The following is a 21,223-nucleotide window of genomic DNA, read 5'->3' on the forward strand; positions in this document are numbered from 1 at the left end:
GCGCCGACCACCTGCCGCCATGACCGCCCGCCACCCCGATCCCTGCAGCCCCGCCCGTGACGACGATGAGGGTGCGCCCCTGCAGGGCGTCATCCGCATCCGCGGGGCGCGCCAGCACAACCTCCAAGGGATCGACCTCGACATCCGCACGGGCGAGCTGACCGTCGTCACCGGCCCGAGCGGATCGGGCAAGTCCAGCCTGGTCTTCGACACCCTGTTCGCCGAGGGCCAGCGCCGCTACGTCGAGACCTTCTCGGCCTACGCGCGGCAGTTTCTCGACCGCATGGACAAGCCGGCGGTGGACCGCATCGACGGTGTGCCGCCCGCCATCGCCATCGACCAGACCAACCCGGTGCGCTCCTCGCGCTCCACGGTCGGGACGATGACCGAACTCAACGACCACCTGAAGCTGCTGTTTGCGCGCGCCGGGCAATTGTTCGACCGCGTCACCGCGCTGCCGGTGCGCCACGACACGGTGGAGAGCATCGTCGCCGACCTGCGCGCGCGTGCGGCGGCGGCCGGTGACCCGCGCCTGGTGGTCACTTTCGCGGTCGAGCTGCCTGCGCACACCCCCGACGAGGAGGTGCAACAGTGGCTCTCGGCCAGCGGCTACACGCGCGTGCAGGCCGAGCAGATCGTGGGCGAGCGGCGGCGCCTGGACGTGGTGGCGGACCGCTTTCGGCTGGGCAGCGCCGATCCCGCGCGCGTGGCCGAGGCGGTGGAGACCGCGCTCAAGCGTGGCGGCGGCCGGCTGACCGTGTACGCGCTGGCCGACGCGGGCGAGCCGGCCCTGTGGCGCTACTCCACCGGCCTGCACTGCCCGGAGAGCGACATCCGCTACAGCGACCCGCGGCCATCGCTGTTTTCGTTCAACTCGCCCGCGGGGGCGTGCGAGACCTGCCGCGGCTTCGGGCGCGTCATCGGGGTGGACTGGGGGCTGGTCATCCCCAACGACAAGCTCACGCTGCGCGCGGGCGCCATCAAGCCCATCCAAACCCCGGCCTACCAGGAGTGCCAGGACGACCTGATGCGCCACGCCGAAGCGGCCGGCATCCCGCGCGACACACCCTGGTACCAGCTCACCCCCGAGCAGCAGCGCTGGGTGCTGGAAGGCTCGCCGCACTGGACGGGAGACTGGAAGCGCCAGTGGTACGGCATCCGACGCTTCTTTGACTACCTGGAGAGCAAGGCCTACAAGATGCACATCCGGGTGCTGCTGTCCAAGTACCGCAGCTACACCGAATGCCCGGACTGCGGCGGCGCGCGCCTGAAGACCGAGAGCCTGCTGTGGCGCATCGGCACGCGCGCGGACGCCGACGCCGTGCTGCCGCCCGAGCGGCGCTTCCGCCCGCGCGGCGTGGCCTGGAGCGACGCGCAGTTGCAGGCGCTGCCCGGGCTGTGCTTGCACGACCTCATGGGCCTGCCCATCGAGCGCTTGCGCCAGTTTTTCGAGCGCCTGCAGGCCCGGCTGGATACGCTGCCGGCGGGCGAGCGCCAGGCCCAGGCCCTGCTGTACGACGAGATCACCACCCGCCTGCGCTACCTGTGCGACGTCGGCCTGGGCTACCTGACGCTGGACCGGCAAAGCCGCACGCTCTCCGGCGGCGAGGTGCAGCGCATCAACCTGACCACGGCGTTGGGCACCTCGCTGGTCAACACCCTGTTCGTGCTGGACGAACCCTCCATCGGCCTGCACCCGCGCGACATGGCGCGCATCAACCAGGCGATGGCGCGGCTGCGCGACGCCGGCAACACCCTGGTGGTGGTGGAGCACGACCCCGCCGTGATGCTCGCCGCCGACCGCATTCTGGACATGGGGCCCGGCCCGGGCGAGCGCGGCGGGCGCATCGTGTTCGACGGCACGCCCGAGCAGTTGCGCCACGCCGACACGCTCACGGGCCAGTACCTGTCGGGGCGGCGCCAGATCGGCTTTGGCGTCAAGCGCATGGTCACGGACGCCACCCCGCGCCTGATGCTGGAGGGCGCGCGCGAGCACAACCTGCGCGCGCTGGACGTGGCTTTCCCGCTGCAGCGGCTGGTGGTGGTGACCGGCGTCAGCGGCTCGGGCAAATCCACCCTGGTGCAGGATATTCTGGCGCCCGCGCTGCTGCGCCACTTTGGCCAGGCGACCGAGGCGCCGGGGGCGCACGACCGCCTGCTCGGTGCCGACCACCTGGAAGGCGTGGTGTTCGTGGACCAGTCGCCGATCGGCAAGACGGCGCGCTCCAACCCGGTCAGCTACGTCGGCGCCTGGGACGCCATCCGCGCGCTGTTTGCCCAGACCCCGCTGGCGCAGCAGCGCGGCTACACGGCGGCCAAGTTCAGCTTCAACAGCGGCGACGGGCGCTGCCCCACCTGCGGTGGCTCGGGCTTCGAGCATGTGGAGATGCAGTTCCTCTCCGACGTCTATTTGCGCTGCCCGGACTGCCACGGACGCCGCTACCGGCCCGAGGTGCTGGAGGTGACCCTCGAGCGCGGCGGCCGCTGGCTGAGCGTGGCCGATGTGCTGGAGCTGACCGTGACCGAAGCCGCGCAGTGCTTTGCCAGCGACCGCGACGTCATGCGCGCGCTGCAGCCGCTGCTGGACGTGGGGCTGGAGTACCTGCGCCTGGGGCAGCCCGTGCCCACGCTCTCGGGGGGCGAGGCGCAGCGCCTCAAGCTCGCTGGCCACCTGGCCGCTGCGGCGGCGGCCGAGCCGCGCACCACGCGCCGCGCCCGCACGACGGCCAACGCGCCAGCGCCGCCGTTGCCCTGGGCGGGCAAGGCGCCGGCCCGGGCGCGCGGGACGCTGTTTTTGTTCGACGAGCCCACCACCGGGCTGCACTTCGACGACATCGCCAAGCTGATGCGCGCGCTGCGCAAGCTGCTCGAGGCGGGGCACTCCTTGGTCGTCATCGAGCACAACCTGGACGTGATTCGCGCGGCGGACTGGGTGATCGACCTCGGACCGGAGGGCGGCGACGGCGGTGGCACGCTGGTCTTTGCCGGCCCGCCGGAGGAGCTGCGCCAACACCCCACCAGCCACACCGCCGCCGCGTTGCGCGAGTATGCCGAGGCGCTGGGCGAAGTCACGGCCGCGCACGAGCCGCGCCCGCCTGCACCGGCGCTCGTCACCCGGCCGGCTGCACCGCCGGAGGCCATCCGCATCGTCCACGCCCGCGAGCACAACCTGCGCGACCTGTCGGTGGACATTCCGCGTGGGCGCTTTACCGTCATCACCGGGGTCAGCGGTTCGGGCAAATCCACGTTGGCGTTCGACATCCTGTTCAACGAGGGGCAGCGCCGCTACCTGGAAAGCCTCAACGCCTACGCACGCAGCATCGTGCAACCCGCAGGCCGGCCCGAGGTGGACGCGGTCTGGGGCATACCGCCCACGGTGGCGATTGAGCAGCGCCTCTCGCGCGGCGGGCGCAAGTCCACCGTCGGCACCGTGACCGAGGTCTGGCACTACCTGCGCCTGCTCTACGTCAAGCTCGGGGTGCAACACTGCGTGCACGACGGCGCCCCCGTGCAGCCGCAGACGCCCGAGAGCATCCTGGCGCAGCTCATGCAGCGCCACCGCGGCCAGACCGTGGGCATCCTGGCGCCGCTGGTGATCAATCGCAAGGGTGTCTACACCGAGTGGGCCGAGTGGGCGGCCCAGCGCGGCCACACGCACCTGCGGGTGGACGGCGAATTTTTGCCCACGCAGGGTTTTCCGCGCCTGGACCGCTTCAAGGAGCACACGCTGGAGCTGCCCGTGGCCACCGTCCGCGTCACGCCCGCCGCCGAGGGTGAGCTGCGCGCCGCGCTGACCCAGGCCCTGCAGCATGGCAAGGGGGTGGTGCACGTGCTCACCGGCATCGACGGCTTGGCGGCGGCGCTGGCCGCTGGCGGCACCGGCCGCGGCATCGGCACGGTGACGGTTTATTCCACCTTGCGCGCCTGTCCGGTGTGCGGCACCAGTTATGCGGAGCTGGACCCGCGCCTGTTTTCCTACAACAGCAAACACGGCTGGTGCCCGGATTGCGTGGGCACCGGCGTGCAGCTGACGCGCGAGCAGCGCCGCGCGCTCGACGACAGCCAGCGCGACGACACCCGCGGGCGTGAACAAACCTTTGCCGAGCCGGAGCTCGAGGACCTGGGTGACCAGCCCTGCACCACCTGCGGCGGCACGCGGCTCAACCCGGTGGCGCGGGCGGTGCGCTTTCACGGACGGCCGATCACCGACATCGCGCGCCTGAGCGTGGGGGAAGTGCTGGACTGGGTGCGCACCCTGCAGGCACCCGGTGCGCTCTCGGCGCGTGAGGCCGACATCGCACGCGACCTGTTGCCCGAAATCGAAAGCCGCCTGCGCTTTTTGCTGCAGGTGGGTCTGGGCTACCTGACGCTGGACCGCGGCGCGCCCACCCTCTCCGGTGGCGAGGCGCAGCGCATCCGGCTGGCGGCGCAACTCGGCTCCAACCTGCAGGGCGTGTGCTACGTGCTGGACGAACCCACCATCGGCCTGCACCCGCGCGACAACCGCATCCTGCTCGACGCCCTGCACGCGCTGCGGCGCCACGGCAACACGCTGGTGGTGGTGGAGCACGACGAGGATACGATCCGTCGCGCCGACCACCTGATCGACATCGGCCCGGGTGCCGGCCGTCTGGGCGGGCGTGTGGTGGCGCAAGGCGGCATCGAGGATGTGATGGCCGCGGCCGACTCCCAAACCGGGCGCTACTTGGCGCAGGCCATGCGCCACCCGCTGCAGGCGCGCCGCCCGGTGACGCCCGATGGCCCCGCGCTGGTGGTGCGCGGCGCGCGCCGGCACAACCTGCAGGGCATGGACGTCACCGTCCCGCTGCACCGGCTGGTCGCGGTCACGGGCGTCAGCGGCTCGGGCAAGTCCACGCTGGCGCGCGACGTGTTGCTCACCAACGTGGCCGCGGCGGTGGCGCAGCGCCGCGCGCACGGCGCGCCCGACGCCGCCGTCGGCAAAGGCCGCGGCCGCCGCGCCGCCGCTGGCACGCGCGCCATCGTCTGGAGCGGTTGCGCGGGCCTGGAAGGCGCCGAGGCGGTGGACCGCGTGCTGGAAGTGGACCAGACGCCGATTGGCAAGACGCCGCGCTCGTGTCCCGCGACCTACATCGGTTTTTGGGACACCATTCGCAAGCTCTACGCCGAGACGTTGGAGGCCAAAGCGCGCGGCTATGGGCCGGGGCGCTTCTCGTTCAACACCGGCGAGGGTCGCTGCCCGGTCTGCGAAGGCCAGGGCCTGCGCACCATCGAGATGAGCTTTTTGCCCGACGTCAAGGTGCCCTGTGAGGCCTGTGGCGGGGCGCGCTTCAACCCGGAGACGCTGGCCGTGACCTGGCGCGGCCAATCCATCGGCGAGGTGCTGGCCATGTCGGTGGACGAGGCCACCGACTTCTTTGCCTCCATGCCCACCATCGCCCACCCGCTGCAACTGCTGCGCGACGTCGGCCTGGGCTACCTGACGCTGGGCCAGCCAAGCCCGACGCTGTCCGGCGGCGAGGCGCAGCGCATCAAGCTGGTGACCGAGTTGGCCAAGGTGCGCGACGACGTCGGCCGGCGCGGGCAAAAGGCGCCGCACACCCTGTACGTGCTCGACGAACCCACCGTTGGCCTGCACATGGCGGACGTGGACAAGCTCATCCGCGTGCTGCACCGGCTGGTCGATGCCGGGCACAGCGTGGTCGTCATCGAGCACGACCTGGACCTGATCGCCGAAGCGGACTGGGTGCTGGACCTGGGGCCCGAGGGCGGTGCCGGTGGCGGCCGCGTGGTCGGTGCCGGCACGCCGGAGGATCTGGTGCGCCTGGGCACCCACACCGGGCAGGCGCTGGCCGGGGTGCTGTCGCGGTGACGCACCGCATCATCCACATCCACCCCTTGGCCCCACCGAAACCGGCGGTGGGCGCGCCCTGCAACGGCTGTGGCATTTGCTGCCTGGCCGAGCCATGCCCGCTGGGCATGGCGCTGTCCAAGCGGCGCACCGGCGCCTGCGCCGCGCTGCGCTGGGACGATGACCAGCGCCGCTACTGGTGCGGCGCCATCCGCGATGCCGAGGCGCTGCTGGGGCCGCGCTGGCGCTGGGCCGCGCCCCTGCTGCGGCGGCTGGCACGTCGCTGGACAGCGGCGGGCACGGGGTGCGACGCGACCCTGGAACCCGACCCGCAGGCCCCCGCCCCGCGTTGAGCGGCCGTCTGCCCCACACCCGTTTGAGGGCGGTCAGCCCGGACATGGGCAGGGTCGTGGGTGGTGGGGCGCTGACAAGGATACACCGGTGTGCGCGGGCGGGGGTACGCCCCCAACCCCAACGGTTGTTGCCGTGGATCAAACCCCGGGCACGGCGCCAGGGTTAGCATGAGTCCTTGCGGATATACCGATGCAAGGAGAAGGCGATGGACTTGGCGGCGTGGATCGAGCGGTGGGGAGAGCCCGCCGTGCTGGCCTGGGGCGGGTTGATCCTGGGCTTGGGATTTGGCTTTTTCGGTCAGCGTTCCAAGTTCTGCCTGCGCGCCGCGGTGATCGAGTTCTGGCACCGCCGTTTCGGTGACAAGCTGGCGGTGTGGCTGTTGGCGTTTTCCACCGCGGTGGTGGCCGTGCAGGGCATGATCCTGCTGGGCTGGCTCGATGTGTCCACGGCGCGCCAGCTCGCCACGCGCGGCAGTCTGTCGGGCGCGCTGGTGGGTGGGCTGCTGTTTGGCCTTGGCATGGTCATGACGCGCGGCTGCGCCAGCCGGCTGCTGGTGCTGTCGGCCAACGGCAACCTGCGCGCGCTGCTGTCGGGGCTGATATTTGCGGTGACGGCGCAGGCCTCGCTGGCCGGGGCGCTGGCGCCGTGGCGCCTGACCATCAGCGATTGGTGGCTGGTCGACGGCGGCCCGTCTCGCGACCTGTTGGCGCTGGTGGGCGGCGGCCCCAAGGTCGGGCTGCTGTTCGGGCTGGTGTGGATGGCTGCCGCGGTCTATTTTGCGGTGCGCAGTGGCTGGGGGTTCTGGAAGTGGTTTGGCGGCGCGGCCACCGGGCTCATGGTGGCGCTGGCCTGGGCGTTCAGCTACCAGGTCATGACGCACTCGTTCGAGCCGGTGCAGATCCAGGGCATGACCTTCAGCGGCCCCTCGGCCGAGTGGCTCATGCGCGTGCTGGCCGAACCCGACAAGCCGTGGTCCTTCGGGCTCGGGCTCATGCCGGGCGTGTTCCTCGGCTCGTTGGCCGGGGCGCTCGTGGGGCGGGAGTGGAAGCTGGAAGGCTTTGGTGGCGCCTACACCATGCCGCGCTACATCATCGGCGCGATCCTCATGGGCTTTGGCTCGATGCTGGCGGGCGGCTGCGCCGTTGGTGCTGGCATGACGGGCGGGGCGATCTTTGCGTTGACCGCGTGGCTGACCCTGGTCGGGATGTGGGTGGGGGGTGGCGTGGCCGATTGGCTGATCGACCGCCCGCGCACCCGTGACGAACCCGCCGCGGCGGTCCCGGTGGCGATGGGCGACGTGGCCCGGGCGCCGTGAGCCCAGTGTCCGCAGGGCCGGACAGGCAGCGCACGGCCTTGGTGTCACAACCGCCGGCCGGCCCGCGCGCGAGCCAGCAGCACCAGGCACACGGTCGCCACCGCACCCAGCAGCAGCGCAAAGCCCGCGCGCGGCGCCCATTGCAGCGCAGCACCCGCCAGTGAAGGCGCGAGCACACCGCCCAGGGTGTAGGCCATCACCAGCACGGCGGTGCTGTTGACCAGCGTCACCCCGCGCTCGCGCGCGCCGATGTCGATCATTGCCAGGGTGTACAAGCAGCCGCCGGCGCCGCCCCAGACGAACGCCACGGGCCAGGCCAGCCAGGGCGTGTCGGCCACCCACGGGATGGCCACCGTCGCCGCCAAGGTGGCCGCGGCGCAGGCGCGCATCAGGTGCAGCCGCGCGCCGGCCGCCCCACCGCGGCGGCCGGGCTGGCGGCCCAGCCGATCGGCCAAGGCGCCTGCGGGCAGCATCAGCACCGAGCTGCCCAGGCCACTGGCCGACACCAGCAGCGCCGCCGCGGCGGCACCCAGCCCCAGGGCCAGGCCATACAGGGGCAAAATGGACGTCAGGCCGCTTTCAAAAAAGCCGCCGCAAAAGCCCGCCGCCATGATCACGGGGTGGGCGCGCAGCGCGCGCCAGACACCCCGCCAGCCCACGTGCGCCTCGTGGGCGTCGGGCTCTGGCGGCAGTGGCGGCACCCACAACGCCCAGCCCAACCCCACCGCCAGCAGCGCCACCGACAGCCACAGCGCCGCCGTCCCCGACGGCCCCACGGCCGCCAGCAGCAGCGGCCCGATGACGAACGTGGCGCCGACCATGGTCTCGAACAGCCCAACGGCGCGCCCGCGCCAGTGGGCGGGGGCGAACTCGGCCACCAGCGCCTCGGCCAGCACCCAGCGCAGGCCCGAGGCCATGCCCGCCAGCACCTTGAGTCCAAACCACAGTGCCAGCGCGGCCGTACCTTCCAATGGCAGGCCGTAGCCCAACCCCGCCAACACCGGCACGGCGCCCGACAGCCACAGCGTGGGCCGGCGCCCGAGTGCGCGCGTCAGCGCCGAGGCAAAGGGCGTGATGAGCAGGATGCCAACCCAGGCGCTGGCGGCAAACAGCCCGATGAGCGCCGTCGGGGCGCCCAGTTCGGTCAGGCGCAGGATCAGCCATGGCGTGAGCATGAAGTAGCCCACCAGCTCGAAGAAGGTCGAGCCAAAAATCACGAACAGCCCGCGGCGCGAGGGGGCGGCATGGGCAAGGGTCATGGCGGACGGCAGACGGGTGACGGGCCGCGCAGGGGTGTAAGTGGCCCGTGTCCTATCCGGGTGGGCCTGGCGGTGCGCGGCCGGGATCTTGGCACGTTACCACAGTTGCCTGTAGAATTGTGGGTTCGGCGCGAAGCAAGGTGCCGAGTGTGTGGCCGGTTGGGGCGCGCTGTTCCCGCTGGTGTATTGAGCAAAGAGGACTCCTATGTACGCGGTCATAAAAACCGGTGGCAAGCAGTATCGCGTCGCTGCCGGCGAAAAAATCAAAGTAGAACAGATCGCTGCGGACGTAGGCCAAGAGATCGTGATCGACCAGGTGTTGGCCGTGGGCAACGGCGCCGACATCCGGGTGGGCACCCCCTTGGTCAGCGGCGCAACGGTCACGGCCAAGGTGGTGGCGCACGGGCGCGGCGAGAAGGTGCGCATCTTCAAGCTGCGGCGCCGCAAGCACTACCAAAAGCGCCAAGGCCACCGGCAAAACTACACCGAGCTGGAGATCGGCTCGATCAACGTCTGACGAGGTGACGCACCATGGCACAGAAAAAAGGTGGCGGCTCCACGCGTAACGGCCGCGACTCTAAGCCCAAGATGCTGGGCGTGAAGGTGTTCGGTGGCCAAGACGTCAGCGCCGGCGCGATCATCGTGCGCCAGCGCGGCACCCAGTTCCACCCCGGCACCGGCACGGGCATCGGCAAAGACCACACCATCTACGCCACCGTGGCGGGCAAGGTCGAGTTCACCGTCAAGGGTGCGCTCAACCGCAAGGTGATCAACGTCATCCCGGCCTGAGTTTGGCGCAGCGCCCGGGGCATCGTCCCCGGATACGGCCGGCCACAGGCCACCCCGGCACGGGCCCGCGCTGCGGGCCCTTGTCGTTTGCGTTCGGCGCGCAGGAGCCCTCATGAAATTCGTCGATGAAGCCTGGATCGATGTGGCCGCTGGCGACGGCGGCAATGGCTGTGCGTCGTTTCGCCACGAAAAGTTCAAGGAATTTGGCGGCCCTGACGGCGGCGACGGCGGCCGCGGCGGGCACGTGTGGGCGCTGGCCGACGACAACCTCAACACCCTGGTCGATTACCGCTACACGCGCCGCTTCGAGGCCCAGCGCGGCGAGCACGGCAAGGGCTCGGACATGTTTGGCGCCAAGGGCGAGGACATCGTGCTGCGCATGCCGGTGGGCACGGTCATCAGCGATGCCGAGACCGGCGAGGTGCTGTTCGAGCTGTTGCAGCCGGGCCAAAAGGTGCTGCTCGCCAAAGGCGGTGACGGTGGCTTTGGCAACCTGCATTTCAAAAGCTCGACCAACCGCGCGCCACGCCAAAAAACGCTCGGCCGCCCGGGCGAGCGCCGCAGCCTCAAGCTCGAGCTCAAGGTGCTGGCCGACGTTGGGCTGCTCGGCATGCCCAACGCCGGCAAGTCCACGCTGATTGCGGCCGTCTCCAACGCGCGGCCCAAGATCGCCGACTACCCCTTTACCACGCTGCATCCCAACCTGGGTGTGGTGCGTGTCGGGCCGGAAAAGAGCTTTGTCATCGCCGACGTGCCGGGGCTGATCGAGGGCGCCGCCGAAGGGGCGGGGCTGGGGCACCAGTTTTTGCGCCATTTGCAGCGCACCCGGCTGCTGCTGCACGTGGTGGACATGGCACCGTTCGACGACAGCGTCGATCCGGTGGCGCAGGCGCGCGCCATCGTGGCCGAGCTCAAGAAGTACGATCCGCAACTGGCCGCCAAGCCACGCTGGCTGGTGCTCAACAAGCTGGACATGGTGCCCGTGGAGGAGCGCGCGCAGCGCGTGCGGGATTTCGTGCGCCGGCTGCGCTTCAAGGGGCCGGTGTTCGAGATTTCGGCCCTCACCCGTGAGGGCTGCGAGCGCTTGATGCAAAAGGTCTATGAGTACCTGGCGGCGCAGCGCGAGGCCGCCGCGCCCCCGGTCCAGGTGGACCCGCGCTTCGACACGGCGCGTCAGGACGCCGACGCCCCGGCCGACGATGGTAACGATCCGCGTTGGCGCGCTTGAGGTTCCCGACGATCGCTTTGGCCCCATGAGCATGACGACCGAGCCCGCTTCCACCCCTGCCGAGCCTGCCGCAGCGGTTCACCCCACCACGGGGTTGGCGCAGCCCCGGCGCAACCCTGTCGAGGTGCTGCGCAGCGCGCGCCGCATCGTGGTCAAGGTCGGCTCCAGCCTGGTCACCAACGAAGGCCGGGGGCTGGACGCGGTCGCCATCGGGCAGTGGAGCCGCCAGCTCGCCACCCTGGTGCGGGAAGGACGCGAAGTGATCATGGTCAGCAGCGGCGCCATCGCCGAGGGCATGAAGCGCCTGGGCTGGCGCACCCGGCCCAAAGAGGTGCACGAGCTGCAAGCCGCCGCCGCCGTGGGCCAGATGGGGCTGGTGCAGATGTACGAGACGCAACTGCGCCAGCAGGGCGTGGGCAGCGCGCAGGTGCTGCTGACCCACGCCGACCTGGCCGACCGCGAACGCTACCTCAACGCGCGCTCCACGCTGCTGACCCTGCTGGCGCTGGGGGTGGTGCCGGTCATCAACGAAAACGACACCGTCGTCAACGACGAAATCAAATTCGGCGACAACGACACCCTGGGCGCGCTGGTGGCCAATTTGGTCGAGGCCGACTTGCTGGTCATCCTGACCGACCAGCGGGGTCTGTACACCGCCGACCCGCGCAAGGACCCGGCGGCGGCCTTTGTGGACCTGGCCTGCGCCGGCGATGAGCGGCTGGAAGCCATGGCCGGTGGCGCGGGCAGCCGCGTGGGCACCGGCGGCATGATCACCAAGGTTTTGGCCGCCAAGCGCGCGGCCGGCTCTGGCGCCTCGACCGTGATCGCCTGGGGCCGCGAGCCCGACGTGTTGCTGCGTCTGGCCGCGGGCGAGCCGATCGGCACCTGTTTGGTGGCCGATGCCCCCAAGCTGCAAGCGCGCAAACGCTGGATGACCAGCCACCTGCAGTTGCGCGGCGCCGTGACCGTGGACGAGGGCGCGGTGGACAAGATCGTGCGCGAGGGCAAGAGCCTGTTGCCGATCGGCATGATCGCCGTCGAGGGCGACTTCCACCGCGGCGATGTGATCGCGGTGCGCGCGCCCGACGGGCGCGAGATCGCGCGTGGCCTGGCCAACTACGCCGCCGCCGAAGCCCGGCTGATGTGCCGCCGCGCCTCCAGCGAATTCGAGCGGCTGCTTGGCTACACCGCCGAGCCGGAGATGATCCACCGCGACAACCTGGTGGTCACGGTGCGCTAAGCGGTTCCCCGCGTGCCCCGGCCGCAGCGCTTACCGTGGCGTCGCGCCGGGCCGTCACCCCCGGCGCTGCATGCGCCACGGGCACCGGTTGCGTCAGCGTTCCGTGCGGCCTTGGCGCAGGGCGCGCAGCATGTCGGCCGGGCGGCCGTTGGGTGTGGCACCGTCGCAAAAACCGCCGCGCGCCAGGGCCACCGCGGGGCGTGACGCAAATTCGCCGCCCAGGCTGCGCCAGTTGGCCCCGGTATTCGGGCGCCATTGCGCGGGCGGCCCGGGGTTCCAGTGGGCGTAGGTTTTGACTTCGGCCGTGGCACAGCGCAGCCCCTCGTACCAGGCGTTGAGGGCGCCGCTGTCGTTTTGCGCCACGATCACGTAGCGAATCACGCCATCCGGCCCCAGGGTGACCGAGTCGGGCATGACCCCAAAGCGCAGCTGGCTGTGCACCGAGGGCGTAAAGGGCACCAGCCCGTCGAGCGTCAGCGCCGGCGGGGGCGGCACGTCGGCTTCGCGCCAGTCGCGGTTGGGGTCGGTGAGCAACTGGGCGCTGGCACCGCCGGCGCTGGCCGCGAGCACGGCGGCCAACACCAAGCCACGCCCCAAGGCGCGTGGGGTGGAGGGTGCAAAAGAGCAGGGCACGGGCAGCGTCTTCCGATCAGGGCTGCGGGGGCGGCAGCGGCGCCCCGTCGGCGCCGGTGTGGGCGCTGGTGGGGTCGGGGTCGAAGCTGCCCCCGGGCGGCAGCTCCAGGTGGGTGGGCATGGCCAGGTGGGCGGGCAGCGCCCGCGCGCGTGCGCCTTTGCCGGCTGCGGGCGCTCGCGCGCGGTAGTTGGCGCGCAGGTAGCGGTTACGCGCGTCGCGCACGCCGTCGCCACGGCCCAGCGGCGGCAGGTAGCGCGAGAGCTCCTCGAGCGCGCGCTGGTAGACCTCGCGCTTGAACTCGATCACCAGGTCCAGCGGCACCCAGTAGTCGTTCCAGCGCCAGGCGTCGAACTCCGGGTGGTCGGTGGCGCGCAGGTTGAGGTTCCAGTCGCCGCCGATGAGGCGCAGCAGAAACCAGATTTGCTTCTGTCCGCGGTAGTGGCCGCGCGCGTCGCGGCGGATGTAGCGCTCTGGCACCTCGTAGCGCAACCAGTCCCGCGTGCGGGCGATGAGGGCCACGTGTTCGGGGCGCAAGCCGATTTCCTCGTGCAGCTCCCGGTACATGGCCTGTTCGGGGGTTTCGCCGCGGTCGATGCCGCCTTGCGGGAACTGCCAAGAGTGGGTGCGGATGCGCTTGCCCCAGAACACCTGGTTCTTCTGGTTGAGCAGGATGATGCCGACATTGGGCCTGAAGCCGTCTCTGTCAAGCATAATCGACCCCAATTTTCAAAAACTGTCTCGATTATGCATCGCAGGTCGGGATTTGTGTCGCCATGAGAGCCTCTCAATTTCACATCAGCACCCTCAAGGAAGCCCCGGCCGATGCCGAGGTCGTCAGCCACCAGCTCATGATGCGCGCCGGCATGATCAAAAAGCTCGGCGCGGGCATCTACACCTACATGCCGATGGGCCTGCGCGTGATCCGCAAGGTCGAGCGCATCGTGCGTGAGGAGATGGAGCGCGCCGGCGCGATCGAGCTGACCATGCCGATCGTGCAGCCCGCCGAGTTGTGGCAGGAGACCGGGCGCTTTGGCAAGATGGGGCCGGAGCTGCTGCGCATCCGCGACCGGCACGAGCGCGACTTCGTCATCCAGCCCACCAGCGAGGAGGTGGTCACCGACATCGCGCGCCAGGATCTGCGCAGCTACAAGCAACTGCCCAAAAACTTCTATCAGATCCAGACCAAGTTCCGGGATGAGCGGCGGCCGCGCTTCGGGTTGATGCGCGGGCGCGAGTTCATCATGAAGGACGCCTACAGCTTCGACCGCGACGCCGAGGGCGCCCAGCGCAGCTACCAGATCATGGCGCAGGCCTACCGGCGCATCTTCGACCGCTTTGGCCTGCGCTACCGCGCCGTGGCGGCCGACAGCGGTGCCATTGGCGGCGACCTGAGCGAGGAATTTCAGGTCATCGCCGCCACCGGCGAGGACGCGATCGTCTACTGCCCCACCAGCGACTACGCCGCCAACCTGGAAAAGGCCGAGGCGCTGCCGCCGCAGGGTCCGCGCCCGGCGCCCACGCAGGCGCTCAGCAAGGTGCCCACGCCGGGCCGCAGCACCTGCGCCCAGGTCGCCGAGCTGCTGGGCGTGCCGCTGGCGCGCACCGTCAAGTCCATCGTCTTGGCCACCGACGAGATCAACGAGCGCGACGAAGTCGTCGCCACCCGCATCTGGCTGTTGCTGCTGCGCGGCGACCACGACATGAACGAGGTCAAGGTCGGCAAGCTGCCCGGACTGGCGTTGGGCTTTCGCTTTGCCACCGAGGCCGAGATCGTCGAGCACTTTGGCTGCCGCCCCGGCTACCTGGGGCCGGTGGGCACCCGCAAGCCGGTGATGGTGGTGGCCGACCGCGAGGTGGCGGTGATGGCCGACTGGATTTGCGGCGCCAACGAGGTCGATCACCACCTCACCGGCGTCAACTGGGGCCGCGATCTGCCCGAGCCGGACCTGGTGGCCGACATCCGCAACGTCGTCGCAGGCGACCCCTCGCCCGATGGCCAAGGGGTGCTGGCGATCGAGCGCGGCATCGAAGTGGGGCACGTGTTCTACCTGGGCACCAAGTACAGCCGGGCCATGAACGCCACCTTCCTCGACGAAGACGGCAAGCCCAAGCCGTTCGAGATGGGCTGCTACGGCATCGGCATCACACGCCTGCCGGCGGCGGCCATCGAGCAAAACCACGACGAGCGCGGCATCATCTGGCCCGACGCGATCGCGCCGTTTACGGTGGTGCTGTGCCCGATCGGCATGGAGCGCAGCCCCAGCGTGCGCGAAGCCGCCGAGCGCCTGTACGAGACGCTGCGCGCCCACGGGGTGGACGTGATCCTGGACGACCGCGGCGAGCGCCCGGGCGTGATGTTTGCGGACTGGGAGCTGATCGGGGTGCCGCACCGCGTCACCCTGGGCGAACGCGGGCTCAAGGACGGTGTGGTCGAATACCAGCACCGGCGCGACAACGCGGCCACGCCGGTGCCGCTGACCGACATCGTGGAGTGGTTGCGCGGCCGCATCGCGGTGTGAGGCATGGACGGGGTGCCAGGCGCAGCGCTGCAGCGGCGCGGCTGCCTGCGCCGCATGGTGGCCGGGGCGCTGCCGGTCCTGGTGCCACGGGCGCTGCCCACGCTCGTCGGGGGGCTGGCCGCGGCAGCGGCTGCGCCGGCCCGGGCCGGCGCGCAAATCGAGGAACCCTTGTCCGACGCGGTGCGGCACGCGCTGCGCGCGGCGGTCGAGCAGCTCGACCCGCCCGAGCCGGTGTTTGCCACCCCCGAGGCGCGGCTGGCCTATGTGCACTGGTTGACCCGCGCGAGCTGGCAGCTGCGCCGGCGCAAGCCAGAGCCGCAGGCGCGTCTGGATTTTTTGCAGACCGTGTGGTACGAGAGCCGGCGCGCCGGCTTGGACACGGCGCTGGTGCTGGGTTTGATCGAGGTCGAGAGCGCCTTTCGCAAGTACGCCATCTCGCGCGCTGGGGCGCGCGGCTACATGCAGGTGATGCCGTTTTGGACGCGGCTCATCGGCGACGGCGACCCGGACAAGCTGTTTCACCTGCAGACCAACCTGCGCTACGGCTGCGTCATCCTGCGCCACTACCTGGACCGCGAGCGCGGCGACCTGTTTTTGGCGCTGGGGCGCTACAACGGCAGCCGCGGGCGTGCGGCATACCCCAACGCCGTCTTTGCCGCCGAGCGCCGTTGGCGCCTGGCGTGAGGGGCGCGCCGCCCCCCACCCGGCGCGGGCCGCTCACTGCAAAAAGCCGATGCGCGTGCGCGTGCTGCCGCTGGCGGGCAGGTCGCGCGGCTCGATGCGCTCGCGCCGCTCCAACCGCGCATTGCCAAAGGCGGTCATGAGGGCGCGGCGCATCTCGCGCGGGGCCAGCGCCGCCAGCTGATCGAGCACGTCGTCGCCCGGTTCCTCGTCGAACAGCCGGCCCCAGTCGTGCGCCGCGCGCAGGCGTTGGTAGAGCTGGCGCGCGATGCCACGTGCCTCGTCGCGCGTCGGCGGCGCGATCTCGAACACGTTCATGCGGTTGAGGATCGGCTCCGGGATCGAGCGCTCGTCGTTGGCCGTGGTGATCCAGATGACCTGGCTGGCGTCGATGGGCACCTCGGCAAACTCGTCCACAAAGCGCTGCGCCGTCTGCGGCTCGAGCAGCCCGTAGAGGGCGCCCAGCGGGTCGTACTGCGCCGCCTCGCTGGCCTTGTCGATTTCGTCCACCACGATCACCGGGTTGGCGTAATTGCCCTCGATCAGCGCCTCGAACACCTTGCCGGGTTTGGCGCCCTTCCACTGCGAGGACGAGCCCGACAGCAGCCAGCCGGCGGTCATCGAGCTCATCGGCACCAGCGTCATGCTGGTGGCCAGCAGCTCGGCGAGCTGGTGCGCAAAGTGGGTTTTGCCCACGCCGGGCGGCCCGAGCAGCAGCAGCGGCGTGATCTCCAGGCTGTCGCGGCTTTCCTGCGCCAGCGCGATGTGGCGCCGCACGTCGTCGAGCACGGCGCGGAAGTTGGGCAGTTGCTCGTACAGCGGCTCGACGTCCGGGATGCCCGAGGGCTTGACCGCAAAGCGCTGCGGGCCGCGTTCGAGCATGCGCTCGTAGGTTTGGCACAACACGGCCTGCTCGCGCTCGTTGCCCTGGGCCTTGAGGCGCCGCAAGCGCTGCTCGACCTCGTCCGGGCTGAAGACGTCGCGCACGTGCGCGATCGGCAGGCCGCGCGGGGTGGGGATGGCGGGAACGGGGTTCGCTTCCATGGCACGTTCTCCTTCGACGACCGGTGTTGCGGTCATTGAAGCATGGACCATGCCAGCGCTCCAACCCGGGCTATCCCCGATGGGGCTGCCCCGGCCGCACAACCGGCTCAGTGGGTTGGAGCCGTCAGGAGCTTTTGCAGTTCACCGCTTTCGTACATCTCCATCATGATGTCCGAGCCGCCGATGAACTCGCCGCGCACATAGAGCTGCGGGATGGTGGGCCAGTTGCTGTATTCCTTGATGCCTTGGCGGATTTCGGGGTCTTCCAGCACGTTGACCGTCACCAGGGTCTTGGGATCGACGCCGCAGGCCTTCAGGATCTGGACCGCGCGGCCGGAAAAGCCGCACATGGGAAAGCTGGCCGTGCCCTTCATGAACAGCACGATGTCGTGGTTCTTGACGAGTTGGTCGATGCGCTGTTGAACGTCGCTCATGGCGTCCCTGTGGAAAAAGTCGTGAACGTGTGCGAATTATCGCCACTGACGGGGCGCGCCGCTGGCGGCGCGCGGGATATCCGTGTCGGCAGGGGTGTCGTGGGGCCAGCGGCCGCCGGTGCAGCGCCGGTGCCCACCCAGGTCGTGTCGGTGGTCGATGTCGGCAAAGCCCCGCGCGCGCAGCAGGGCGGCCACGGCGTCGGCTTGGTCCCAGCCGTGTTCGAGCAGCAGCCAGCCTCCGGTGGCCAGGCGCGCCGGCGCCCCCGCAATGATGGCCCGCAAGTCGGCCAGGCCATCGTCGCCGGCGACCAGCGCCGAGCGCGGCTCGTGCCGCAGCGCGGGTAGGTGCGGGTCGTCGGCGCGCAGGTAGGGTGGGTTGGCCAGCACGAGGTCGAAGCGCGCCGGCCAGGCGGGCGCATCGCGAGGGGCGTGGGTGGCGGCTGGCGCCGCGCCGGCTGCGGCGGGCCACGCGGCCCAGTCCGCCCACCAGTGGCCGCACAGCCAGCGCACCGGCAGCCCCAGCCGCCGGCCGTTGGCGGCGGCCACCTGCAGGGCGTCGGCGCTGCTGTCCAGGCCCCACACGCGGGCACGGGGCCGCGCGTGCTGCACGGCCAGCGCGATGGCGCCGCTGCCGGTGCCCAAATCCAACACCTGCGCGTGCGCGTCGGCGGGCAGCAGCGCCAGCGCCCAGTCCACCAGCGTTTCGGTATCGGGGCGGGGGTCGAGCACACGCGCATCGACCTGCAGCGTCAAACCGTAAAACCCCCGCTGGCCGGTCAGGTAGGCCAGTGGCTCGCCGTCCAGCCGGCGCTGGCACAGCGCGGCATAGTGGTCGGCGGTGGCGGCGTCCAGGGGGGCATCGTCGTGCGCCAGCAGCCAGGCGCGGTCACTTGGCGGCCGCCCCAGGGCGTGCAGCAGCAGCCATTGCGCGTCCAGGCGTTGCAGCCCACGGGCCTGCGCGTGCTGCAAGGCGGCGCGCAGCGTCGCGCCTGCGGGGGCGCCAGCGCGGGGTTGCGGGGGGAGGGGGACAGCCGCCATGGCCCGTGCCGCGCTCAGGCGGGCTGGCCCGCGCGCGCCTCCAGCTCCGCCATCAGCTCGGCGCCGCGGGCCAGTTGCAGGCCGTGCACCAGCTCGTCCAAATCCCCCTCCAGCACCGCCGGCAGCTTGTACAGCGTCAGGTGGATGCGGTGGTCGGTGACGCGGCCTTGCGGAAAGTTGTAGGTGCGGATGCGGTCGCTGCGATCGCCGCTGCCGATGAGGCCCTTGCGCGTGGCGGCCTCCCGCGCCTCGCGCTCGCGTCGCTCGCGCTCTTGCAGGCGGGCCAGCAGCACCTGCAGCGCCTTGGCGCGGTTGCGGTGCTGGCTGCGGTCGTCCTGGCATTCGGCGACGATCCCGGTGGGCAAGTGGGTGATGCGCACCGCCGAGTCGGTCTTGTTGACGTGCTGGCCGCCGGCGCCGCTGGCGCGAAAGGTGTCGATGCGCAGCTCGGCCGGGTTGATCTGCACCGCCTGGGCTTCGTCCGGTTCGGGCAGCACGGCGACGGTGCAGGCGCTGGTGTGGATGCGGCCCTGCGATTCGGTGACCGGAATGCGCTGCACGCGGTGCCCCCCCGACTCGAAGCGCAGGCGGCCATACGCGCCGTGCCCGACGATGCGCAGCACGACCTCCTTGTAGCCACCCAGCTCGCTGGGCGATTCGCTGATGACTTCCACCCGCCAGCCGTTGCGCTCGGCGTAGCGGGTGTACATGCGCGCCAGGTCGGCGGCAAACAGCGCCGCTTCCTCGCCGCCGGTGCCGGCGCGGATTTCGACGAAAGCGTGGCGCTCGTCGTCCGGGTCGCGCGGCAGCAGCCGTGTCTGCAGCTCGGCGGCCAGGGCGTCGAGTTCGCTTTGCACACTGGCGATTTCGTCTTCGGCCAGCGCGGCCAGCTCGGCGTCGCCACCGGCTTGAGCGTCCGCCGCGAGCTGGCGCGCGTGCGCCAGCGCGGCTTCGCACTGCAGGTAGCGCAGGTAGGGCTGCACGATGGCGTCGGTGTCGGCGTGCTCGCGCGTGAGGGCCCGAAAGCGCTCCCGGTCGGCGGTGGCATCGGCCGCGCAGAGCTGGGCGTCGAGCTCGTGCAGCCGCAGGCGCAAGCGCTCGAGCGATTCGCGGACGAAGGGCTTCATCGGGGCATCGCGCTCGGCTCGGGCGGGGTCGCGGCCCCTTGCGGCCGTCCGCGCAGGAACAGGCGCGCCACCACGTCGGCCGTGTGGCGCCGGCTGGCTTCGTCGCCGCTGTGCAGCTCGGCCAGCGCACCGTGCAGCATCTTGTGCGTCAGGCCGCGCGCTAGGGCTTGCAGCGCCTCTTCGGGGCTGGCGCCCTTGGCCAGCAGCCGCCGTGCGCGCGCCAGCTCGGCCTGTTGCCAGGCCTCGGACTGGGCCTGCAGGTCGCGGATCAGCCCCACCACCCCGGCGTGCGGGTCGCGCTGGCGCAGCCAGTGCATGAAGCTCTGCACCCCGGCGTCGATGATGGCCTCGGCCTGCGCCACGGCGGCTTGCCGGTGGTCCTTGCCGGCCTGCACCACGGCGGCCAGATCGTCCACGGTGTAGAGGTAGACGTCATCCAGCGCCTTGACCTCGGCCTCGATGTCGCGCGGCACCGCCAGATCCACCATGAAGATCGGGCGGTGGCGCCGGCGCTTGAGCGCGCTCTCCACCATGCCCAGGCCGATCAGCGGCAGGGTGCTGGCCGTGCAGCTGATCACCGCGTCGAACTCGTGCAAGCGCGCCGGCAGGTCGGACAGGCGCATGACCTCGGCGCCAAAGCGGGCGGCCAGCTTTTCGCCGCGCTCCAGCGTGCGGTTGGCGACCGCCATCGCGCGCGGCTGGCGCGCCGCAAAGTGCGTGGCGGCCAGCTCGATCATTTCGCCCGCGCCCACGAACAGGATGCGGATGTCGCGCAAATCCTCGAACAGCTGGCTGGCCAGACGCACGGCCGCTGCCGCCATGCTGATCGAGTGGGCGCCGATGTCGGTGCTGGTGCGCACCTGCTTGGCCACGGCAAACGAGCGCTGAAAGAGCTGGTGCAGCGTGGTGCCCAGGGCCCCGGCGGCATCGGCGGCGCGCACCGCGTCCTTGAGCTGGCCCAGGATTTGCGCCTCGCCCAGCACCATGCTGTCGAGCCCGCTGGCGACGCGAAACGCGTGGCGCGCCGCCGCGTCCTCGCGCAGCACGTAGGCGTGCTGCATCAGCGTGTCGGCGCTGACGCCGCCGGTTTGGGCCAGCCAGTCGATGGCCGGTTCGATCAGCGGTTCGTCGGCCGCGCAATACAGTTCGGTGCGGTTGCAGGTGGACAGCAGCGCGGCTTCCGGCTGGCGCGCCAGCGCGGCGCGAAAACGCCGCAGCGCCTCGGGCACTTGGTCGAGGGCGAACGCAAACCGCCCGCGCACATCGAGCGGGGCCGTTTGGTGGTTGATGCCGAGCGCCCAGACTGCTGCCATGGTGTCGGATTATAAAATTGCGCCCCTTGTGGATATGCTGGCCTTGTTTTGGCATGGGCTCAACCTCGTGGCGCCGGCCTGGGGTGTGGCGGCCCTGCTTGCCCCCGCGCTGGCGTGGCGCGCGCTGCCCGGCACACGCGCGCGCGCCCTGCTGGCGCATGGGGCCTGGCTGGGGCTGACGGGCTCGGCGGTGATGGTGGCGGGCCTGGTGCTGCAGGGGCGCGATGGCCGCATGGTCACCTACGCGGCCCTGGTGGCGGTGATGGGCGCGCTGGCCGCCTGGCGCGACCGCGGCCGCACCCGATGATCCCTACCGCCGGGAGGGACGCCGGACCCCGCCCGCCCCGCGGCCGTGTTGCGCTGCGGTAACATCCACAGCCCGTGTCGGCCGCCGCGCCCCCAGGCGGGGCGACGCGCG

General features: G+C 70.9%; 18 protein-coding genes. 10 read left to right on the plus strand and 8 right to left on the minus strand.

All coding sequences use genetic code 11. The annotated features are described in order from the left end of the window. The first annotated feature begins 19 nt into the window (after nucleotides 1-19). From uvrA to Tther_RS02445, 3 genes are all read left to right on the plus strand, one after another. Nucleotides 20-5,851 (plus strand): excinuclease ABC subunit UvrA, encoded by a 5,832-nt coding sequence (gene uvrA / locus Tther_RS02435; RefSeq protein WP_143900530.1) that lies wholly within the window; start codon nucleotides 20-22, stop codon nucleotides 5,849-5,851. Nucleotides 5,852-5,877: 26 nt separating this feature from the next. Then, nucleotides 5,878-6,183, plus strand: a complete 306-nt coding sequence (locus Tther_RS02440) for a hypothetical protein (RefSeq protein ID WP_246098877.1) — start codon at nucleotides 5,878-5,880, stop codon at nucleotides 6,181-6,183. Nucleotides 6,184-6,389: 206 nt separating this feature from the next. Further along, nucleotides 6,390-7,499, plus strand: a complete 1,110-nt coding sequence (locus tag Tther_RS02445; RefSeq protein WP_143900534.1) for a YeeE/YedE family protein — start codon at nucleotides 6,390-6,392, stop codon at nucleotides 7,497-7,499. Between the two features lie 44 nt (nucleotides 7,500-7,543). On the opposite strand, the gene Tther_RS02450 is transcribed toward Tther_RS02445, so the two are convergent. Next, the gene (locus tag Tther_RS02450; protein WP_143900536.1) at nucleotides 7,544-8,758 is read right to left on the minus strand and encodes an MFS transporter; all 1,215 of its coding nucleotides are present in this window, start codon (nucleotides 8,756-8,758) and stop codon (nucleotides 7,544-7,546) included. 205 nt (nucleotides 8,759-8,963) lie between these two features. Here Tther_RS02450 and rplU point away from each other — a divergent pair, with 205 nt between their 5' ends. The 4 genes from rplU (at nucleotide 8,964) to proB (ending at nucleotide 12,015) form a co-directional block, all read left to right on the plus strand. Further along, nucleotides 8,964-9,275, plus strand: coding sequence for a 50S ribosomal protein L21 (rplU, locus tag Tther_RS02455; protein ID WP_143900538.1), 312 nt, complete (start codon nucleotides 8,964-8,966; stop codon nucleotides 9,273-9,275). Between the two features lie 14 nt (nucleotides 9,276-9,289). Then, nucleotides 9,290-9,547: a 50S ribosomal protein L27 gene (gene rpmA / locus Tther_RS02460; protein ID WP_143900540.1), complete on the plus strand. Its 258-nt coding sequence runs from the start codon at nucleotides 9,290-9,292 to the stop codon at nucleotides 9,545-9,547. A gap of 112 nt (nucleotides 9,548-9,659) precedes the next feature. Further along, nucleotides 9,660-10,775: an Obg family GTPase CgtA gene (cgtA, locus tag Tther_RS02465; RefSeq protein ID WP_143900542.1), complete on the plus strand. Its 1,116-nt coding sequence runs from the start codon at nucleotides 9,660-9,662 to the stop codon at nucleotides 10,773-10,775. Between the two features lie 25 nt (nucleotides 10,776-10,800). Then, on the plus strand, nucleotides 10,801-12,015 hold the full coding sequence (gene proB / locus Tther_RS02470) for a glutamate 5-kinase (RefSeq protein ID WP_425472794.1): 1,215 nt from the start codon (nucleotides 10,801-10,803) through the stop codon (nucleotides 12,013-12,015). Between the two features lie 93 nt (nucleotides 12,016-12,108). On the opposite strand, the gene Tther_RS02475 is transcribed toward proB, so the two are convergent. Together Tther_RS02475 and Tther_RS02480 are read right to left on the minus strand one after the other, a co-directional pair. Beyond that, nucleotides 12,109-12,648: a CNP1-like family protein gene (locus tag Tther_RS02475; RefSeq protein ID WP_185974980.1), complete on the minus strand. Its 540-nt coding sequence runs from the start codon at nucleotides 12,646-12,648 to the stop codon at nucleotides 12,109-12,111. Between the two features lie 16 nt (nucleotides 12,649-12,664). Continuing rightward, on the minus strand, nucleotides 12,665-13,360 hold the full coding sequence (locus Tther_RS02480; RefSeq protein ID WP_143900546.1) for an RNA pyrophosphohydrolase: 696 nt from the start codon (nucleotides 13,358-13,360) through the stop codon (nucleotides 12,665-12,667). A gap of 62 nt (nucleotides 13,361-13,422) precedes the next feature. Between Tther_RS02480 and Tther_RS02485 the strand changes: the two genes are divergently transcribed. Then, complete coding sequence (locus Tther_RS02485) at nucleotides 13,423-15,168, plus strand: proline--tRNA ligase (RefSeq protein ID WP_143900548.1); 1,746 nt, start codon at nucleotides 13,423-13,425, stop codon at nucleotides 15,166-15,168. 3 nt (nucleotides 15,169-15,171) lie between these two features. Beyond that, nucleotides 15,172-15,852, plus strand: coding sequence for a lytic transglycosylase domain-containing protein (locus Tther_RS02490; protein ID WP_246098878.1), 681 nt, complete (start codon nucleotides 15,172-15,174; stop codon nucleotides 15,850-15,852). A gap of 33 nt (nucleotides 15,853-15,885) precedes the next feature. Here the strand turns inward: Tther_RS02490 and Tther_RS02495 are convergent, their stop codons facing one another. The 5 genes from Tther_RS02495 to hemA all read right to left on the minus strand — a co-directional run bounded on the left by Tther_RS02495 (nucleotide 15,886) and on the right by hemA (nucleotide 20,805). Beyond that, nucleotides 15,886-16,893, minus strand: coding sequence for an AAA family ATPase (locus tag Tther_RS02495; protein WP_143900549.1), 1,008 nt, complete (start codon nucleotides 16,891-16,893; stop codon nucleotides 15,886-15,888). Nucleotides 16,894-17,000: 107 nt separating this feature from the next. Beyond that, nucleotides 17,001-17,327 (minus strand): Grx4 family monothiol glutaredoxin, encoded by a 327-nt coding sequence (gene grxD / locus Tther_RS02500; protein WP_143900551.1) that lies wholly within the window; start codon nucleotides 17,325-17,327, stop codon nucleotides 17,001-17,003. A gap of 36 nt (nucleotides 17,328-17,363) precedes the next feature. After that, a complete protein-coding gene (prmC, locus tag Tther_RS02505; protein WP_143900553.1) occupies nucleotides 17,364-18,365 on the minus strand; it encodes a peptide chain release factor N(5)-glutamine methyltransferase in 1,002 nt (333 codons plus the stop codon). A gap of 14 nt (nucleotides 18,366-18,379) precedes the next feature. Beyond that, nucleotides 18,380-19,492: a peptide chain release factor 1 gene (gene prfA / locus Tther_RS02510; protein ID WP_143900555.1), complete on the minus strand. Its 1,113-nt coding sequence runs from the start codon at nucleotides 19,490-19,492 to the stop codon at nucleotides 18,380-18,382. Continuing rightward, nucleotides 19,489-20,805: a glutamyl-tRNA reductase gene (gene hemA, locus Tther_RS02515; RefSeq protein WP_143900557.1), complete on the minus strand. Its 1,317-nt coding sequence runs from the start codon at nucleotides 20,803-20,805 to the stop codon at nucleotides 19,489-19,491. Before hemA ends, prfA begins: the two co-directional genes overlap by 4 nt. Before the next feature lie 34 nt (nucleotides 20,806-20,839). Here hemA and Tther_RS02520 point away from each other — a divergent pair, with 34 nt between their 5' ends. Further along, a complete protein-coding gene (locus tag Tther_RS02520; RefSeq protein ID WP_143900559.1) occupies nucleotides 20,840-21,112 on the plus strand; it encodes a hypothetical protein in 273 nt (90 codons plus the stop codon). Nucleotides 21,113-21,223: the final 111 nt, after the last annotated feature.

This window comes from Tepidimonas thermarum (assembly GCF_007556705.1).
GTDB lineage: Bacteria > Pseudomonadota > Gammaproteobacteria > Burkholderiales > Burkholderiaceae_C > Tepidimonas > Tepidimonas thermarum.

Bases quoted from the DNA above. Each gene is read 5' to 3' on its own strand.
- grxD (WP_143900551.1), bottom strand. From the start codon at position 17,327: ATGAGCGACGTTCAACAGCGCATCGACCAACTCGTCAAGAACCACGAC.
- Tther_RS02485 (WP_143900548.1), top strand. From the start codon at position 13,423: ATGAGAGCCTCTCAATTTCACATCAGCACCCTCAAGGAAGCCCCGGCC.
- Tther_RS02450 (WP_143900536.1), bottom strand. From the start codon at position 8,758: ATGACCCTTGCCCATGCCGCCCCCTCGCGCCGCGGGCTGTTCGTGATT.
- cgtA (WP_143900542.1), top strand. From the start codon at position 9,660: ATGAAATTCGTCGATGAAGCCTGGATCGATGTGGCCGCTGGCGACGGC.
- hemA (WP_143900557.1), bottom strand. From the start codon at position 20,805: ATGGCAGCAGTCTGGGCGCTCGGCATCAACCACCAAACGGCCCCGCTC.
- prfA (WP_143900555.1), bottom strand. From the start codon at position 19,492: ATGAAGCCCTTCGTCCGCGAATCGCTCGAGCGCTTGCGCCTGCGGCTG.
- proB (WP_425472794.1), top strand. From the start codon at position 10,801: ATGAGCATGACGACCGAGCCCGCTTCCACCCCTGCCGAGCCTGCCGCA.
- Tther_RS02480 (WP_143900546.1), bottom strand. From the start codon at position 13,360: ATGCTTGACAGAGACGGCTTCAGGCCCAATGTCGGCATCATCCTGCTC.
- Tther_RS02520 (WP_143900559.1), top strand. From the start codon at position 20,840: ATGCTGGCCTTGTTTTGGCATGGGCTCAACCTCGTGGCGCCGGCCTGG.
- Tther_RS02445 (WP_143900534.1), top strand. From the start codon at position 6,390: ATGGACTTGGCGGCGTGGATCGAGCGGTGGGGAGAGCCCGCCGTGCTG.
- Tther_RS02490 (WP_246098878.1), top strand. From the start codon at position 15,172: ATGGACGGGGTGCCAGGCGCAGCGCTGCAGCGGCGCGGCTGCCTGCGC.
- prmC (WP_143900553.1), bottom strand. From the start codon at position 18,365: ATGGCGGCTGTCCCCCTCCCCCCGCAACCCCGCGCTGGCGCCCCCGCA.
- Tther_RS02495 (WP_143900549.1), bottom strand. From the start codon at position 16,893: ATGGAAGCGAACCCCGTTCCCGCCATCCCCACCCCGCGCGGCCTGCCG.
- uvrA (WP_143900530.1), top strand. From the start codon at position 20: ATGACCGCCCGCCACCCCGATCCCTGCAGCCCCGCCCGTGACGACGAT.
- rpmA (WP_143900540.1), top strand. From the start codon at position 9,290: ATGGCACAGAAAAAAGGTGGCGGCTCCACGCGTAACGGCCGCGACTCT.
- rplU (WP_143900538.1), top strand. From the start codon at position 8,964: ATGTACGCGGTCATAAAAACCGGTGGCAAGCAGTATCGCGTCGCTGCC.